Source organism: Xanthomonas sp. SI, from assembly GCF_014236855.1.
Lineage (GTDB): Bacteria > Pseudomonadota > Gammaproteobacteria > Xanthomonadales > Xanthomonadaceae > Xanthomonas_A.
In genome coordinates this window covers 3347074-3361849 of the sequence record NZ_CP051261.1, presented here as the reverse complement: position 1 = coordinate 3361849, position 14776 = coordinate 3347074, and the positions used below count along the sequence as shown (strand labels likewise).

At 70.2% G+C, this 14776-nt stretch carries 14 protein-coding genes; 9 read left to right on the top strand and 5 right to left on the bottom strand.

Going from position 1 to position 14776, the window contains the following annotated elements:
• Positions 1-15: 15 nt before the first annotated feature.
• From tilS to HEP75_RS14030, 3 genes are all read right to left on the bottom strand, one after another.
• A complete protein-coding gene (gene tilS / locus HEP75_RS14040; protein WP_255423858.1) occupies positions 16-1326 on the bottom strand; it encodes a tRNA lysidine(34) synthetase TilS in 1311 nt (436 codons plus the stop codon).
• A 218-nt stretch (positions 1327-1544) separates the two neighbouring features.
• Positions 1545-2081 carry a WG repeat-containing protein gene (locus HEP75_RS14035; protein ID WP_185823932.1) on the bottom strand — a complete coding sequence of 179 codons (537 nt, stop codon included), beginning with the start codon at positions 2079-2081 and terminating at the stop codon, positions 1545-1547.
• A gap of 26 nt (positions 2082-2107) precedes the next feature.
• Entirely contained in the window at positions 2108-3817 is a 1710-nt protein-coding gene (locus tag HEP75_RS14030) for an alkaline phosphatase (protein WP_185823931.1), read from the bottom strand.
• 150 nt (positions 3818-3967) lie between these two features.
• Between HEP75_RS14030 and HEP75_RS14025 the strand changes: the two genes are divergently transcribed.
• The 3 genes from HEP75_RS14025 to HEP75_RS14015 all read left to right on the top strand — a co-directional run bounded on the left by HEP75_RS14025 (position 3968) and on the right by HEP75_RS14015 (position 6806).
• Positions 3968-5308, top strand: coding sequence for a dicarboxylate/amino acid:cation symporter (locus tag HEP75_RS14025; RefSeq protein WP_185820504.1), 1341 nt, complete (start codon positions 3968-3970; stop codon positions 5306-5308).
• Between the two features lie 7 nt (positions 5309-5315).
• The gene (locus tag HEP75_RS14020) at positions 5316-6152 is read left to right on the top strand and encodes a class I SAM-dependent methyltransferase (protein WP_185823930.1); all 837 of its coding nucleotides are present in this window, start codon (positions 5316-5318) and stop codon (positions 6150-6152) included.
• Positions 6153-6326: 174 nt separating this feature from the next.
• Positions 6327-6806 carry an acyl-CoA thioesterase gene (locus tag HEP75_RS14015; protein ID WP_185813326.1) on the top strand — a complete coding sequence of 160 codons (480 nt, stop codon included), beginning with the start codon at positions 6327-6329 and terminating at the stop codon, positions 6804-6806.
• Positions 6807-6959: 153 nt separating this feature from the next.
• Here HEP75_RS14015 and HEP75_RS14010 read toward each other — a convergent pair whose 3' ends face one another.
• Both HEP75_RS14010 and HEP75_RS14005 read right to left on the bottom strand, forming a co-directional pair.
• Entirely contained in the window at positions 6960-7781 is an 822-nt protein-coding gene (locus HEP75_RS14010) for a C40 family peptidase (protein ID WP_185823929.1), read from the bottom strand.
• Between the two features lie 107 nt (positions 7782-7888).
• Positions 7889-8368: a C40 family peptidase gene (locus tag HEP75_RS14005; RefSeq protein WP_255423857.1), complete on the bottom strand. Its 480-nt coding sequence runs from the start codon at positions 8366-8368 to the stop codon at positions 7889-7891.
• 176 nt (positions 8369-8544) lie between these two features.
• On the opposite strand from HEP75_RS14005, the gene HEP75_RS14000 reads away from it, so the two are divergent.
• From HEP75_RS14000 to HEP75_RS13975, 6 genes are all read left to right on the top strand, one after another.
• Positions 8545-9024: a peptidylprolyl isomerase gene (locus HEP75_RS14000; RefSeq protein WP_185813323.1), complete on the top strand. Its 480-nt coding sequence runs from the start codon at positions 8545-8547 to the stop codon at positions 9022-9024.
• Positions 9025-9184: 160 nt separating this feature from the next.
• The gene (locus HEP75_RS13995) at positions 9185-10477 is read left to right on the top strand and encodes a DUF418 domain-containing protein (protein ID WP_185823927.1); all 1293 of its coding nucleotides are present in this window, start codon (positions 9185-9187) and stop codon (positions 10475-10477) included.
• 166 nt (positions 10478-10643) lie between these two features.
• The gene (gorA, locus tag HEP75_RS13990) at positions 10644-12002 is read left to right on the top strand and encodes a glutathione-disulfide reductase (protein ID WP_185823926.1); all 1359 of its coding nucleotides are present in this window, start codon (positions 10644-10646) and stop codon (positions 12000-12002) included.
• A 422-nt stretch (positions 12003-12424) separates the two neighbouring features.
• Positions 12425-13360: a DMT family transporter gene (locus HEP75_RS13985; RefSeq protein WP_185823925.1), complete on the top strand. Its 936-nt coding sequence runs from the start codon at positions 12425-12427 to the stop codon at positions 13358-13360.
• Positions 13357-13722 (top strand): MGMT family protein, encoded by a 366-nt coding sequence (locus HEP75_RS13980; protein ID WP_185823924.1) that lies wholly within the window; start codon positions 13357-13359, stop codon positions 13720-13722. Before HEP75_RS13985 ends, HEP75_RS13980 begins: the two co-directional genes overlap by 4 nt.
• A 40-nt stretch (positions 13723-13762) precedes the next feature.
• The gene (locus tag HEP75_RS13975) at positions 13763-14419 is read left to right on the top strand and encodes a rhomboid family intramembrane serine protease (RefSeq protein WP_185823923.1); all 657 of its coding nucleotides are present in this window, start codon (positions 13763-13765) and stop codon (positions 14417-14419) included.
• The last annotated feature ends 357 nt before the right edge of the window (positions 14420-14776 follow it).

Sequence of the window (14776 nt, the reverse complement as noted above, 5' to 3'; positions counted from 1 at the left end):
GCGTCGGCGGCAGGGTCAATGCGAGGCGGGTGACGATGGTGTGGTGGCGTTGTCGAGCGCCAACTGCGCGTGCCGCGCCTGCAGCCAGGCGTGCAGCGGCGCGGCGACGATCCGGTCGCCGGCGGCGAGCAGGCGCTCGGCGTCGAACAGCAGCGGCAGGCGCGCGCGCTGCCAGGGCGGCACGGCGCGTTCCTGCAACACCTGCTTGAGCGCCTGCGAGTGGACGCGCCCGGGCAACAGGATGCGTTCGCCGCCCTGGCGCAAGCGCACCAACAGCGGGGCGTCGAACGCCAGCGGCGTGTCGGCGCACAGCCGCAGGCAGCGGCCGTCTGGCAGACCCAGCGGTGCGCGGCCGTCCCACTGCGCCTGCCAGTCGGCGGGCAGCGGCGGCGGATCGCGCTCGGCGTACAGCGCCTCGCGCCAGCCGCGCAGCGTCGCGCCATGCCAGGCGAACTGTGCGGCGGCGTCGGCACGCGCGTGCAGCAGCGTGCGCTCGATCGTCACCACGCCGGCCGCCGGCAGCGGCGGCAGGCCCGCTTGCGCGACCCAGCGCCGCAGCACCCGCGCGCGGCGCGGCGCCGGCAGCGCGCGCAGGCGCGGCAGCGACAGCGGCGCAGCGTCGTCGTCGCGCAGCGCATCGAGCGCAGCCTGGTCGCCGTCGTCCAGCAATGCGCCGGCCTCGCCGCACAGCTGCGCGCTGCGCGCCAGCGCGGCATCGGCATGCGCCCAGCGCTGGCGCAGCAGCGGCAACACCTGCAGGCGCAGGAAGTTGCGGTCGAAGCCGGGGTCGGTATTGCTCGGGTCTTCGATCCAGCGCAATGCGTGCCGCTGCGCATAGCCCTGCAATTCGCTGCGCGGCAAGGCCAGCAACGGACGCCACAACATGCCGTGGGCGAAGCTGCGCAGCGGCTGCATCGCCGCCAGCCCGTCCGGACCGGACGCGCGCAGCGCGCGCAGCAGGAAGGTCTCGGCCTGGTCGTCGCGGTGCTGCGCCAACGCCAGCCACTCGTCTTCGCCCAGCACCTGGGCGAAGGCCGCGCGCCGCGCCTGCCGCGCCGCCGCCTCCAGGCCGTGGCCGCTGTCGCGCGGCACCTGCACGCGCAGCACCTGCAGCGGGATCGCCAGGGCAGCGCAGCACGCGGCGCAGTGCTCGGCCCATGCATCGGCGTCGGCATGCAGGCCGTGGTGCACGTGCACTGCGCGCAGCCCGCCGCGGCGGTACTGCGGCTGCTGCGCCAGCGCGTGCAGCAGCACGCTGGAATCCAGCCCGCCGCTGAGCCCGACCAAGACCGCGGCCGGCGCCGGATCGGGCAGGGCGACGCTCACGGGGCAGTGTGGGGCGGGATCGGAACGGCGGCTCATCGCGTCACTTTAGAGGCTGGCGACGCGGCCGCGAAGCGGGGTGCGGCCAGAGGACGGCGCGATCGCGTCCCGGCACACGCCAGCGGCGCGCAAGCCGTGCGCTGCGCCCAGGGGAGAGAGGGCGCTGTTCTGCTTGCCATGTTTTCGTCAGGTCGACGCTGTCGACCCCATCGTGCCCGCGCTCAGGGCTGCGGTTCGGGCACTTCGCGGTTGTTGCGGTCGATGGCGTACCAGCGTCCGCCCTGCATCGGCGTATGCCCGTCGCCATCGGGCGTGCCGCGCCGGCAGCCGTCGCAGACCCGGGCCACGCCGTTCTCGAACGGCCAGGCGAAATCGTGGACCGGCGGGATCACTTCGCGCAGTTGCCGGTCGTAGAAGCCGATGCGGCCATGGAAGATGCCACGGGTGAGGCCTTCGGCGAAATAGTCCGGGCCGTTGTCCCACAGGATCACCGGCAGGCTGCTGCCGTCGGCGCGCACGTAGTAGAACTGGTCGCCCACGGTCAGCACAGAAAGCCCATCGGCGTCGAACTGCAAGCGCTGCGCCGTCTGCGGCGCAAGCCGCAGGCGCCCATCGGCTGCGACGCTGCAGCCGGGCACGATGGCGCGGTCGGAGTTCGGATCGGCGATCCGGCACGCGCTGTCCGCCTGTGCCCAGGCCGCTGGCGCCGCCGCGAGCGCGGCCAGCGCCACCAGCGCCGCTGCCCGTCGCCTTGCCATCGGCGTGTACCGCTGCCGCGCCAATCTCATTTCGCGGTGGCGCTCGCAGCCTCGGCCACGAACGCGTCCGGCTTCGGCAACTGCACCGGCACGCCGTCGCCATTGCAGGTGCCGGCCTGGCACAGGCGGCCGCGCAGCTTCGGCGTGGCCTGCACGATCACGTGGTAGATCACGTTCTCTTCCAGGCTGCCGCGGAACGCGTCGCTGCCGGGGCCGCGCGCCCAGATGCCGACGTCGTCGCCGCCATGGGTTTCGGCCTTGGTCGGTACCAACGCTTCCTGCATGAAATCCGGGCTTTCGGTGTTCACATGGGTCAGGTCGGGGCGGCCCTTGACCGGTTCGAAGCTGCTCGGCGCATGCGGGAACGTCTTGATCCCGGCCGGCTGCTGGTTGCTGGCGCCGGTGTAGCCAGGGCCGTTGGCGTAGCTGAGCGTGGCGTACGGCTGGCCGTTGCCGTCCAGCGCCAGGTCGCCGGTATTGGCGTCTTCGCCACTGGTGCCGCGCACCTTGCCCAGGATCGGGTTGCCGCGCTGCGGGTAGCCGACGAAGTTGAGCGTGTGCGAATGGTCGGCGGTGACGACGATCAGCGTGTCCTCGGCCGAGGTCGCCTCCGCCGCGGCCTGCACCGCCTGCGACAGGGCGATGGTTTCGTCCAGCGCACGGTAGGCGTTGCCGGCGTGGTGGGCATGGTCGATGCGGCCGCCTTCGACCATCAGCACGTAGCCGTCCTTGCCGCGCGACAGGGTGCGGATCGCGGCGCGGGTCATCTCGGCCAGGCTCGGGTCGCCGGCCGCGCTCTGGTCGCGGTCGTGGTCGAACTGCATGTGGTCCGGCTCGAACAGGCCGAGCAGCGCCGGCGCGTTCTGCGCCGCTTCCAGCTGCCCGCGGTTCCACACGTAGGCGCCCTGCGGATGGCGCTGGCGCCATTCGCCGACCAGGTCGCGGCCGTCCAGGCGCAGGCCGACCTTGTCGTCGTATTCCGGGTCGCGCTGCTCGACCGTGGTGAACTGGCTGCGGCCGCCGGCCAGCATCACCTGCGGGCCGCGGCCATAGCGCGCGCTGACCATCTGCTGGGCGATGTCGCGGCAGCCTTCGGCCACGGCCTTCTCGGGCAGGTCGGTGTCGCTTTCCCAGTTGCGTTCGGGGGTGTGCGCGTAGGTCGCCGCCGGGGTGGCGTGGGTCAGCCGGGTGGTGGTGACGATGCCGGTGTTCAGGCCGGCGCTGTCGGCCAGTTCCAGCCAGGTCAGCAACTGCTTGCCGAGGCTGTCGGCGCAGGCCTCGCGCTTGCCGGCGGACACGCCGATCGCGCCCATGTGGGTCTTCACCCCGGTGGTGATCGAGGTCATGGTGCCGGCCGAGTCGGGCGTCTGCGAGTCGGTGTTGTAGGTCTTGCTCAGCGCGGTGGCCGGGAACGCTTCCCACGACAGCTGGTTCTCCTCGCCGGAAGCGCCCTTGCGCTGGCCGTCGAGGATGCGCGCGGCGGCGACCGTGGTCAGGCTCATGCCGTCGCCGAGGAACAGGATCACGTTCTTGGCCTTGCCGCGCATCGCGCCGTTGTTGGCGGCCTTGGCCGCGCCGCTGCGGTACCACCAGTCCGGCGTCTCGCCGCCGGGATGGGCGACGGCGGGCACGGCGATGGGCGCGACGGCGGCGCTGGCAGGCGCGCGCGGCGCACTGGCGCAGGCCGCCAGCAGCAGGGTGGAAGCGGCGGCGAAAACGGGAACGAGATGGCGCATGCGAGGAACGGCCCCTGGGCACGAAGTCCTGCGCATTATGCCGGCTGCGACAATGCACGCCGATGACATCGCGCCTTTCCAGCCATGGCGTCGTCGCCCGCGCCGGCTTGCGCTATGGTGCAGGACCCCGAGATTTTCTGGACAGCATCGATGAAAGTGGTGACCGCCTGGTTGCGCATTCCGTTCTGGCAGCGCGTGGTGGCCGGCTTCGTGCTCGGTGCGCTGGCCGGCTGGGCGATGGGACCGGCGGCGGACACCTGGTTCGGGCCGCTCGGCGACCTGTACGTGACCCTGATCAAGATGATCGCGGTGCCGCTGGTGTTCTTCGCGGTGATCAACGCGATCTCCTCGCTGCACGGCCAGCAATCGGTGGCCAAACTCGGTGGGCGCACCTTCCTGTGGTTCGTGCTCACCGCCGCGCTGGCGGTCGGTGTCGGCCTGGGCGTGGGCACGCTGCTGCAGCCGGGCGCCGGTCACTTCGGCCTGAGCGTGGACAGCGCCTGGAAGCCGCGCGACGTGCCCAGCCCGATCCAGGTGCTGCTGGACGTGGTGCCGTCCAATCCGTTCTATGCGCTGACCGGCATCGGCACCAAGACCAACGCGGCCGGCGAGACGGTGCTGGCGGCCGGGCGCGGCTCGATCCTGCCGGTGATCTTCTTCGCCGGCCTGCTCGGCTTTGCGATGGTCAAGCTCGGCGAGCGCGTGGCGCAGGCGCGCAAGCTCGCCGGGCAGATGAGCGAGATCATGATCCAGGTCACCCGCTTCGTGCTGGAGATGACCCCGCTGGGCACCTTCGGCCTGATCGCCTCGCTGGTCGGCAGCTACGGCTTCGAGAAGCTGCTGCCGTTCGGCAATTTCGTGCTGGCGCTGTACCTGGCCTGCGCGATCCACATCCTGGTGGTGTACAGCGGACTGCTGCTGGCGCATGGATTGAACCCGTGGAAGTTCTTCCGCGGCGCCGCGCCGGGCATGCAGGTGGCGTTCGTCAGTTCCTCCAGTTTCGCCGCGATGCCGGTGGCGATGCGCTCGATCACCCATAACCTGGGCGTCAACAAGGACTACGCCGCGTTCGCGGTGCCGCTGGGCGCCAGCATCAAGATGGACGGTTGCGGCGCGATCTTCCCGGCGCTGTGTGCGGTGTTCATCGCCCAGTACACAGGGGTGCCGCTGACCGCCAACCAGTATTTCGTGGTGCTGATCGCCTCGGTGCTGGGCAGTTTCGGCACCGCCGGCGTGCCCGGTACCGCGGTGGTGATGGCCACGGTGGTGCTGAGCGCGGCCAACCTGCCGCTGGAGGTGATCGGCTATCTGTACGCGATCGACCGCGTGCTGGACATGATGCGCACCATGACCAACGTCACCGGGCAGATGCTGGTGCCGGTGCTGGTGGCCAAGGAGACCGGCTTGCTCGACCGCAGCGTGTACGAGGCGGCGTCGAGCAACGTCGGCCTGGAAGATCCGCCGGCCGACGGGTCTGGCCAACTGCGTTGATTCCGCGGTGAGCACGCCAGCGTCCAGTCTGCGCGAACAGCTGCAACAGCTTCCCGGGCTGACGCCGATCGACGGCGTGCTGGTACAGCAGGCGCTCGCCGCCGATCCGTTCGAGCGGCAGTACCTGGCGGTCCGGCAGCAGGAAGGCCGCGTCTACAGCGACGCGCAGGTACGCACGCTGCCGCATCCCGGCGGGGCGCTGGGCGCCAGCCACGAGTGGCTGGTGCGCGCCGAGTCGTGCCGGCGCCTGCTGCGTCACCTGCAGGCGCGCGGCGGCAGCGGGCCGCTGCTCGAACTGGGCTGCGGCAACGGCTGGCTGTCGCAGCGGCTGGCCGAAGGCCTGCAGCGCGAGGTCTGCGGCGTCGACGTCAACCGCACCGAACTGGCGCAGGCCGCCCGCGTGTTCGCCGCCAATCCGCACCTGAGCTTCGTCGCCGGCGACATCCACACGCTGCCGCTGCCGCCGCAGCGCTTCGATGTGGTCGTGCTGCCGGCCTGCATCCAGTATTTCGCCGACCCGCGCGCGCTGATCGCGCGCCTGCTCGGCCTGCTGCAGCACGACGGCGAACTGCACGTGATCGACAGTCCGTTCTACGCCGACGCCGCGCGGGCGCAGGCCAGCGCCGCGCGCAGCTTGCGCTACTTCGGCGGCTTGGGCTGCGCGGAACTGGCCAGCCAGTACCACCAGCACACCTGGGCCGCGCTCGACGGCATCGCGCTGCGCGTGCTGTTCGATCCGCGCAGCTTGCGCGCCCGCTTCCTGCGCGCGCTGCGCCGGCCGCAACCGCACTTTCCGTGGCTGTGCATCCGCAAGCGCGACAACCCGGCATTGGCGGCTGGCTAAGCCGTCGCGCTCGCGAGGCGGCCGTCGTCGACGAGGCGAGGGGACACGGCATTGGCGGTTCCCGCGTGGCGCCGTTGCCGGCCCTGAACCGCCGATCCGCGCGTTGCGGCGGCGCGGCGCCTGCAGCATCGGTACGTGGCAGACTTCAGCTTCTTTTCCTTCCCTGGAGCCCCGATGAGCGGCACGCAACGCGAACTGACCTTCCGCTTCCTGGCCGAGCCGATCGACGTCAACTACGGCGGCAAGGTCCACGGCGGGGTGGTGATGAAGTGGATCGACCAAGTCGGCTACGCCGCCGCGGTCGGTTGGAGCGGGCGCTACAGCGTGACCGTGGCGGTGGGCGGGATCCGCTTCGTCTCGCCGATCCGGATCAGCGACATGGTCACGGTCACCGCCAAGCTGGTCTACACCGGCAGCACCAGCATGCATTTCGCGATCGACGTGCGCGCGCGCGACCCGATGGGCGGCGACTCGCGGCTGTGCACCCACTGCATCATCGTGTTCGTGGCCCTGGACGGGGTGGAAGGCAAGCCGACCCCGGTGCCGTCGTGGACGCCGGATACGCCGGAGGACCATCGCCTGTCCGAGTACGCGCTGAAGGTGATGGAGCTGAGCAAGGGCATCGAGGACACCATCTCCCACTACCAGGCCTGAGCCTGGCGCCGGTCTGGGCCGTGCCGCAGGCGCGGTGACGTTCCCGGGCCGGCATGCGGCCCGGACTGCAACGCAGGGCGGGCGCGACCCGCAGCAACGAAAAAGGCCGCTGTCTCCAGCGGCCTTTCGTTGTTTGCCTGCGTGCTGCGCGGCTTACATCGCCACGCGCCGCGCCTGCACGAACTTCTCGCTCCAGTAGCCGCTGGTCAGCGTGTCCACGCGCACGTCCTTGCCGCGGCTCGGCGCGTGCAGGAAGCGGCCTTCGCCGACGTACAGGCCGACGTGGTCGACGCGGCCCTTGCGGCCGAAGAACACCAGGTCGCCCGGCGCCAGCGCGTCGCGGTCCTTGATCAGTTCGGCATTGGCCTCGCGCGCCATCTCGCGCGACACGCGCGGCAGCTCGATGCCCAGCGCGGTGCGGAACACGTAGCCGACCAGGCCGCTGCAATCGAAGCCTTCGGTGTCTTCGCCGCCCCAGCGGTACGGGGTGCCGAGCAGCGCCATGGCGCGCTTGAGCACCGACTGCACCTTGTCGCCGCCCGGGACCACGCCTTCGCGCAGCGGAGCCTGGGACACGTCGTAGTTGGCCAGCAGGCGGCTGATGTCGCCGGCGAACATCGCCGAGCGGTCCATCAGCGGAATGGTGTCGTTGGCGGCCAGATGTGGGAGCAGGGCGGCCAGGGTGGCGGTGGCGGCGGCGTCGGCCTTGCTGCGTGCGGTGGCCGGGGCCTGCGCGGCGACCGGCTTGGCGGTCGCGGGCTGGGAAGTCGTGGGAGTGGTGCTGGTGGTGCCGGCGGCGGTCATCTGCGCCGGTGCCACGGGGGCGATCGCTTCGGGGACCACGGTGTCGGCCGGGGCCGACTGGGCCAGGGCCGGAACGGCCGAGAGGCAGAGCGAGGCGGTACAGATTAAGCGGAAGGCGGCCCGGCAGGGGACGGAGGTCTTGCCTGGAGAGGTCTTGGCTTCGGTCGTCACGCTTCGATCACAAATTCAAACGATGGGCGATCATGCCCTGTAGACGGCAAGAGGAAGTTCAAATTACGTTAATATTTCGTAATTATGAATGTGAGCGCAACCACAGTTCAGTGCAGAACGCGTTTGGCGCCGGTGTAGTGGTCGCGCCAATAGGCCCCGTCCAGATAGTCCAGGCGGACCGTTCCGCCGGTGCTGGGGGCATGCACGAAGCGGCCCTCGCCGACATAGATGCCGACATGGCTGACCGTGCCGCCGCTGCCGAAAAACACCAGGTCGCCGGTGCTCAGGCGTTGCGGATCGATCCGTGGACCCTGCACTGCGGCCAGTTCGCGCGAGGTGCGCGGCAGCTGCAGGTCGAGCATGTCGCGGTAGACGTAGGCGACCAGGCCGCTGCAGTCGAAGCCGGAGTCGGGGGTGTTGCCGCCGTAGCGGTAGGGCGTGCCGACCAGGCCCAGCGCGCGCATCAGCACCGCGTTGGCCGCGGCCGGGTCGGCCGGCGCCACCTGCGGCCAGCTGCGCACCGCCACCGGTGGCGGCGGGCGCGACGGGCGCACCTCGTGGCGGCCGCAGGCGGCCAGCACGGCCATGCACAGCAGGGCCGCGCAACCGGGAAGGCGGCGCCGCGTGGACGTTGCAACTGGCTTGTTCTGCATGGAGCCGGGATAATGCGCAACCTTAGATGGCCGCCATCATGGCGGCGCCCTCGTCGGCCGACAAGCCGTCCACACCGTCTGCCATCGGCAGCCACAGCGCAGAGTTGCACATGAAGATCGAAAAAGACCGCGTCGTCCGTTTCCACTACACCGTCTCCGAAGCCGGCCAGGCGCCGATCGAGACGTCCAAGGACCGCGATCCGCTGGTGATCCTGATCGGCCACGGCAACATCATCCCGGGCCTGGAGAACGCGATGCTGGAGCAGGAAGCCGGTGCCAGCTTCGGCGTCGACGTGGCCGCCAAGGACGCTTACGGCGACTACCGCGAGGGCCTGACCCAGCGCGTGCCGAAGAAGCATTTCGGCGCGACCAAGCTGCAGCCGGGCAGCCAGGTGGTCCTGCAGACCAACTTCGGCCCGCGCGCGGTGACCGTGCAGAAGGTCGGCATGAGCGTGGTCGATGTCGACCTCAACCATCCGATGGCCGGCAAGGACCTGCATTTCGACGTGGAGATCCTCGAGGTGCGCGAAGCCAAGCCGGAAGAGATCGAGCACGGCCACGTGCACGGCGAGGGCGGCCATCACCATTGAGTGAGCGCGGCGCGGGTCCCGTTCGCGGGATTCGTCTGCGCCGTGCGAATGCGCGCTGCGCCGCCGCTGCTGCCTGATTGATCGGCTTGGCGAGCGGCATTGCTGCGCTCGCTGTTAGGCCGCATGCGTACTTCACTTACTTCGCGATGCGCCTTGGCGCATGCGCGCCGCGGCGACGGATGATCGCCGGCCTTCCGTCCGGTGCCACGCCTTGGCCTCCTCCGCTCCCGTGCTGCAGCCCGTCGCGCCCGCCGAACGCATCGTCACTCTGGACGTGCTGCGCGGTTTCGCGCTGCTCGGCATCCTGTTGATGAACATCGAGGGTTTCGTCGGTCCGCTGGATACGGCGATGACCGGGCTGGATCCGCTGTTGCGCGGCGCCGACCGCATCGCCGATGCGGCCGTCTACCTGCTGGTGCAGGGCAAGTTCTACACCTTGTTCTCGCTGTTGTTCGGCATGGGCTTTGCGGTGATGGCGCAGCGCGCGGAGGCGGCGCGGCGCCAGTTCGGCGGCTTCTTCGTGCGCCGCAGCGCGGTGCTCCTGCTGATCGGCGTGCTGCATGCGGTGCTGCTGTGGTCCGGCGACATCCTGGTCAGCTATGCGCTGTTGGCGTTCATGCTGCTGGCCTTTCGCGAGGCGCCGACGCGCTGGCTGCCGTGGATGGCGCTGGCGGTCTATCTGTGCTCGCCGCTGCTGTCGCTGCTGACTGGCGCGATCGGCTCGGCGGCGCAGGCCGACCCGCACGGCGCCATGCAGTGGCGGCAGGACATGGCCGAGCAGGCGCAGCGCGCGGCGGCGGCGCTGGAACAGCAGCGCCAGGTGTTCGGCCATGGCAGTTATGCGCAGGCGACCGCGCAGCGCCTGCGCGACCTGATCGATGCGCTGGGCACGCTGGTGTTCAATGCGCCGACCATCTTCGGCATGTTCCTGCTCGGTGCATGGTGCGTGCGCAGCGGCCTGGCGCAGCAGCCGCAGCGGCATCCGCGGCTGCTGGCGGCGTTGCGCTGGGGCGTGTTGCCGTTGGGCCTGGCGCTGATGCTGCTGAGTTTCCGGCTGGAGCCGTGGATGGATCCGGCGCGCCTGGACCTGCGGCTGGCCGGCGCGTTCGCCTTGGCCACCGTGGCCAGCGGCATGATGGCGCTGGGCTATGCGGCCTGGCTGCTGCGCTTCGCCTCGGCGTTGCGCTGGCTGGCGCCGGCCGGGCGCATGGCGCTGAGCAACTACCTGCTGCAGTCGTTGCTGTGCACCATGCTGTTCTATGGCTATGGCCTGGGGTATTTCGAACGCCTGCCGCGGGTCTGGCAGATCCCGTTCGCGTTCGCGCTGTTCGCGTTGCAGGTGGCGCTGTCGCAGCTGTGGCTGCGCCATTTCCGCTTCGGCCCGGTGGAATGGCTGTGGCGTTCGGCGAGCTATCTGCGTTGGCAACCGCTGCGCCGTCATGGCACGTCTTGAAACGTGCCGAGCATCGATCCAGCGCGGCATCCTCACGCGTGGCGCGCCACCGCGCGTGGCATGCTCGCAATCAGTATGAGCAGCAGACAGGAAACCCGATGGCCGACCTGATTTACGGGCAGTCGCCCGCGATCGACCCCACGCCGTACCGCGTGGAGCGTTTCCGGTGAGCGATGCCGTCTACGACTACGACCTGCTGGTGCTCGGCGGCGGTTCCGGCGGCCTGGCCACCGCGTTCCGCGCCGCCGGCCTCGGCGCGCGCGTGGCGATCCTGGAGCCGGGCGCGCTCGGCGGCACCTGCGTCAATATCGGCTGCGTGCCGAAGAAGGCGATGTGGCTGGCGGCCGACCTGGTCGGGCGCATCGATCTTGCCCGCGACATCGGTTTTTCCATCCCCAGTTCCACCTTGTCGTGGCCGGAACTGGTGGCGCATCGCCAGGGCTATATCGGCAACATCCACGGCAGCTACCGGCGGCGCCTGGATGCCGACGGCGTGGTGCTGATTCCGCAGCGCGGCCGGCTGCTGGACGCGCACACGGTGGAATGCGCCGACGGCGTGCGGGTCAGCGCCGGCCACGTGGTGATCGCCACCGGCGCGCATGCGCTGCGGCCGCCGATCGAGGGCGCCGAGCTGGGCCTGGTGTCGGACGATTTCTTCAACCTGTGCGATGCGCCGCCGCGCGTGGCCATCGTCGGCGGCGGTTATATCGCGGTGGAACTGGCCGGCCTGCTGCAGGCGCTGGGTAGCCGCGTCGATTTGTATGTGCAGGGCGAGCGCCTGCTGGAGCGTTTCGATGCGGAACTGGCGCGGCAGCTTGCCGAGAACCTGCGCCATCAGGGCGTGCGCCTGCATTTCGGCTATCGCGCCACGGCCCTGCGCCGCGGCGAGCAGGGCTTGCAGTTGCACGACGGCGACGGACAGCCGAGCGAGGCGGTGGACCAGGTGTTCTTCGCGATCGGGCGGCGTCCGAACAGCAAGGACATCGGCCTGGAAGCGCTGGGCGTGCGCATCGGCGACAAGTGCGAGGTGCTGGTCGACGATTACCAGAACACCGACGTGCCGGGGCTGTACGCGATCGGCGACGTGGCCGGCAAGGTCGGCCTGACCCCGGTGGCGATCGCCGCCGGACGCAAGCTGATGGATCGCCTGTTCGGCGACCAGCCGCAGGCGCGGCTGGACTACGACAACGTGCCCAGCGTGGTGTTCTCGCATCCGCCGCTGGGTCAGGTCGGCCTGGGCGAAGAGCAGGCGCGGGCGCGCTACGGCGACGCGGTGTCGGTGTATCGCAGCAATTTCCGGCCGATGCTGCATGCGCTGGCGGACTCGCCGCAGCGCAGCCTGTTCAAGCTGGTCTGCGTGGGCGAGGACGAACGGGTGGTCGGTTTCCATCTGCTCGGCGACGGTGCCGACGAGATCCTGCAGGGCTTCGCGGTGGCGCTGAAGCTGGGCGTGACCAAGCGCCAGTTGGAGGACACGGTGGCGATCCATCCGACCTCGGCCGAGGAAGTGGTACTGATGCGCTGAGGCGCTGAGATGCGCGGCGTTGCAGCGCCGCTGCATACGGCATGGCCCTGAGGTCAGGGCGGCGAGTGCGGTCCGACCCGCCCATCCCCTTTTCGTGTCTGTATGCCAATCCGGCACGCCACGCCGCGATGTCGTCTGCACGGGAGAAGGTGGCCAGTAGGGCTGGACGAGGGTGCGGGCGCAAGCCTCGGACATCCAAATCCGCGAGGCGCTTCGCGCCGACCCTCACCCCAACCCCTCTCCCGGTGGGAGAGGGGCTCTGCACGCCGCGGCTTTTCCCTTCTCCCGTCGGGACCATGGCCCCCTTTTCGGGGGAAGGTGGCCCGAAGGGCCGGATGAGGGTGCGGGCGCAGCCGCCGTAGAATGGGCGGCATGCACGATGTCCGTTTCCGTTTCCGTTTCCGCTTCGGCGCCGGTCCGCGATGAGCGCGTCCGAGCGCTCGACCGCCGTTCCGCTGGCGACTGCGCATGCCGACCTGGGCGGTGTGCTGCTGGCCGCCGGCGGCGCGATCGCGTTTTCCGGCAAGGCGATCATCGTCAAGCTCGGCTATCGCTACGGGGTGGACGCGGTGACCCTGCTGGCGCTGCGCATGCTGGTGGCCTTGCCGTGTTTCGCGGCGATGGCGCTGTGGGCCGCGCGCCGCGCGCCGCCGCTGCAGCGCGGTGATCGCTGGCGCATCGTCGCGCTCGGCGTGCTCGGCTACTACCTGGCCAGCTACCTGGATTTTCTCGGCCTGGCCTACATCACCGCGACGCTCGAGCGGCTGATCCTGTACCTGACCCCGACCCTGGTGCTGCTGATCGGCGTGCTCGTGTTCCGCCGCCGGCCGCAACGTCGCCAGCTGTGGGCGCTGGCGCTGAGCTATCTCGGCGTGCTGCTGGCCTTCGGCCACGACCTGCAGGTCGGCGGCGCGCGCACCGCCTGGGGCAGCGCGCTGGTGTTCGGCAGCGCGCTGGCCTATGCGCTGTACCTGGTCGGCAGCGGGCAGATGGTGGCGCGGATCGGCGCGGTGCGGCTGACCGCCTACGCCAGCCTGGTCGCCTGCGTGCTGTGCATCGCCCAGTTCCTGCTGCTGCGGCCGCTGCACGCCCTGCTGTTGCCGACGCCGGTGTACGCGCTGTCGCTGCTCAACGGCACCCTGTGCACGGCGGTGCCGGTGCTGGCGACGATGCTGGCGGTGCGGCGGATCGGCTCGGGCCTGGCCTCGCAGATCGGCATGCTCGGGCCGGTCTCGACCATCGTGCTCAGCGTGCTGCTGCTGGGCGAGGCGATGGGGCCGTGGCAGATCGCCGGCACGCTGCTGGTGCTGGGCGGGGTGCTGACGGTGTCGCGGCCCGCGCGGACAGTGCCTGCATGAGCGGGCCGCATCCCACGTCGGCCGCCGAAGCCGCGGCGGCGGCCCAGGCGCGGATCCTGGCGACGATCCGCGCGATCCCGTCCGGCCAGGTGCGCGGCTACGGCGAAGTGGCGATGCTGGCCGGGCTGCCCGGCCGCGCGCGGCTGGTCGCACGGGTGCTCGGCGGCAACGACGATCCGGCGCTGCCCTGGCACCGGGTGCTGCGCAGCGACGGACGCATCGCCTTCCCGGAAGGTTCGCGCGGCTTTCGCGAACAGTGCCAGCGGCTGCGCGCCGAAGGCGTGGCGGTGCAGGGCGGACGGGTGAAGCGTGCCCCAACACCGGCGCGCGACCTCGACGCGGCGTTATGGGGCCCGCAATAGCGAGCGGCTATGATGGTCGGCAGTTGCCACGGACACGACCATGTTTCCCAGACTTCCGCCTGTTACCCAAGCCCTGCTGATCGGCAATGTGGCGGTGTTCCTGCTGCAGCAACTGCTGGGCGACGACACCTTCGCGCCTTTCATGCTGTGGCCGCTCAGCGACTTCGATGCGTTTTCGCCGGGACAGAATTTCCAGATCTGGCAGCTGCTGACCTATGGCTTCCTGCATGGCGGCTTCTCGCACCTGTTGTTCAACATGCTGGCGCTGTACATGTTCGGCGGTCCGCTGGAGCAGACCTGGGGCAACAAGCGTTTCCTGACCTATTACCTGGTGTGCGTGGCCGGCGCCGGCCTGTGCCAGCTGCTGGTGGGCTGGTGGATGGTCAGCAACGGCGGCGATCCGTATCCGACCCTGGGCGCATCTGGCGGTATCTTCGGCCTGTTGCTGGCGTTCGGCATGCTGTTCCCGAATCAGCGGGTGATGCTGCTGTTCCCGCCGATCCCGATGAAGGCGCGCACCTTCGTGATCGTGTTCGGCGCGCTGGAGCTGGTGATGGGCTTCACTGGCTGGCAGCCGGGCGTGGCGCATTTCGCGCACCTGGGCGGCATGCTGTTCGGCTGGCTGCTGATCCGCTACTGGCGCGGCCAGCCGCCGTTCGGCAAGCGCAAGCCGCCGCGGCCGCGGATCGTGCGCTGAGGGATATCGGCCTGCATCGTCGGGCGCCGCTGCAGTGAGGCGATCCGGCGTGCGCCGCGAACGATCCCGAGTGGCGATCCGACATAGCCCCACGCAAAGCGGCCACTTCCACTTCGGCAGTGATGTCTGCGATGCGCACTCAGCGCATTTCGAGGGCCGATGCATCCGTGCGCCGCAACTGAACGAGCGTGCGTTCGAGCGCAGCGGGTAGTCCTTCGAGACGCATCGTCGCAGGTGAGGGTGCCTTTGCGCCGCGCCATCGGCTGATGGCGCAGCGCGTTGGCTTCGTCGCGCCGATGGCCGTTGCCAAGCGCCGCGAGGCTGGCGGGTGTTGCCGTTCGCCATCGCCACAACGCA

Coding starts and splice junctions, on each gene's coding strand:
- HEP75_RS14035 (WP_185823932.1), bottom strand. CDS start 2,081: ATGGCAAGGCGACGGGCAGCGGCGCTGGTGGCGCTGGCCGCGCTCGCG.
- HEP75_RS14030 (WP_185823931.1), bottom strand. CDS start 3,817: ATGCGCCATCTCGTTCCCGTTTTCGCCGCCGCTTCCACCCTGCTGCTG.
- HEP75_RS14025 (WP_185820504.1), top strand. CDS start 3,968: ATGAAAGTGGTGACCGCCTGGTTGCGCATTCCGTTCTGGCAGCGCGTG.
- HEP75_RS14015 (WP_185813326.1), top strand. CDS start 6,327: ATGAGCGGCACGCAACGCGAACTGACCTTCCGCTTCCTGGCCGAGCCG.
- HEP75_RS14005 (WP_255423857.1), bottom strand. CDS start 8,368: ATGGCCGTGCTGGCCGCCTGCGGCCGCCACGAGGTGCGCCCGTCGCGC.
- HEP75_RS14000 (WP_185813323.1), top strand. CDS start 8,545: ATGAAGATCGAAAAAGACCGCGTCGTCCGTTTCCACTACACCGTCTCC.
- HEP75_RS13995 (WP_185823927.1), top strand. CDS start 9,185: ATGCGCGCCGCGGCGACGGATGATCGCCGGCCTTCCGTCCGGTGCCAC.
- HEP75_RS13985 (WP_185823925.1), top strand. CDS start 12,425: ATGAGCGCGTCCGAGCGCTCGACCGCCGTTCCGCTGGCGACTGCGCAT.
- HEP75_RS13980 (WP_185823924.1), top strand. CDS start 13,357: ATGAGCGGGCCGCATCCCACGTCGGCCGCCGAAGCCGCGGCGGCGGCC.
- HEP75_RS13975 (WP_185823923.1), top strand. CDS start 13,763: ATGTTTCCCAGACTTCCGCCTGTTACCCAAGCCCTGCTGATCGGCAAT.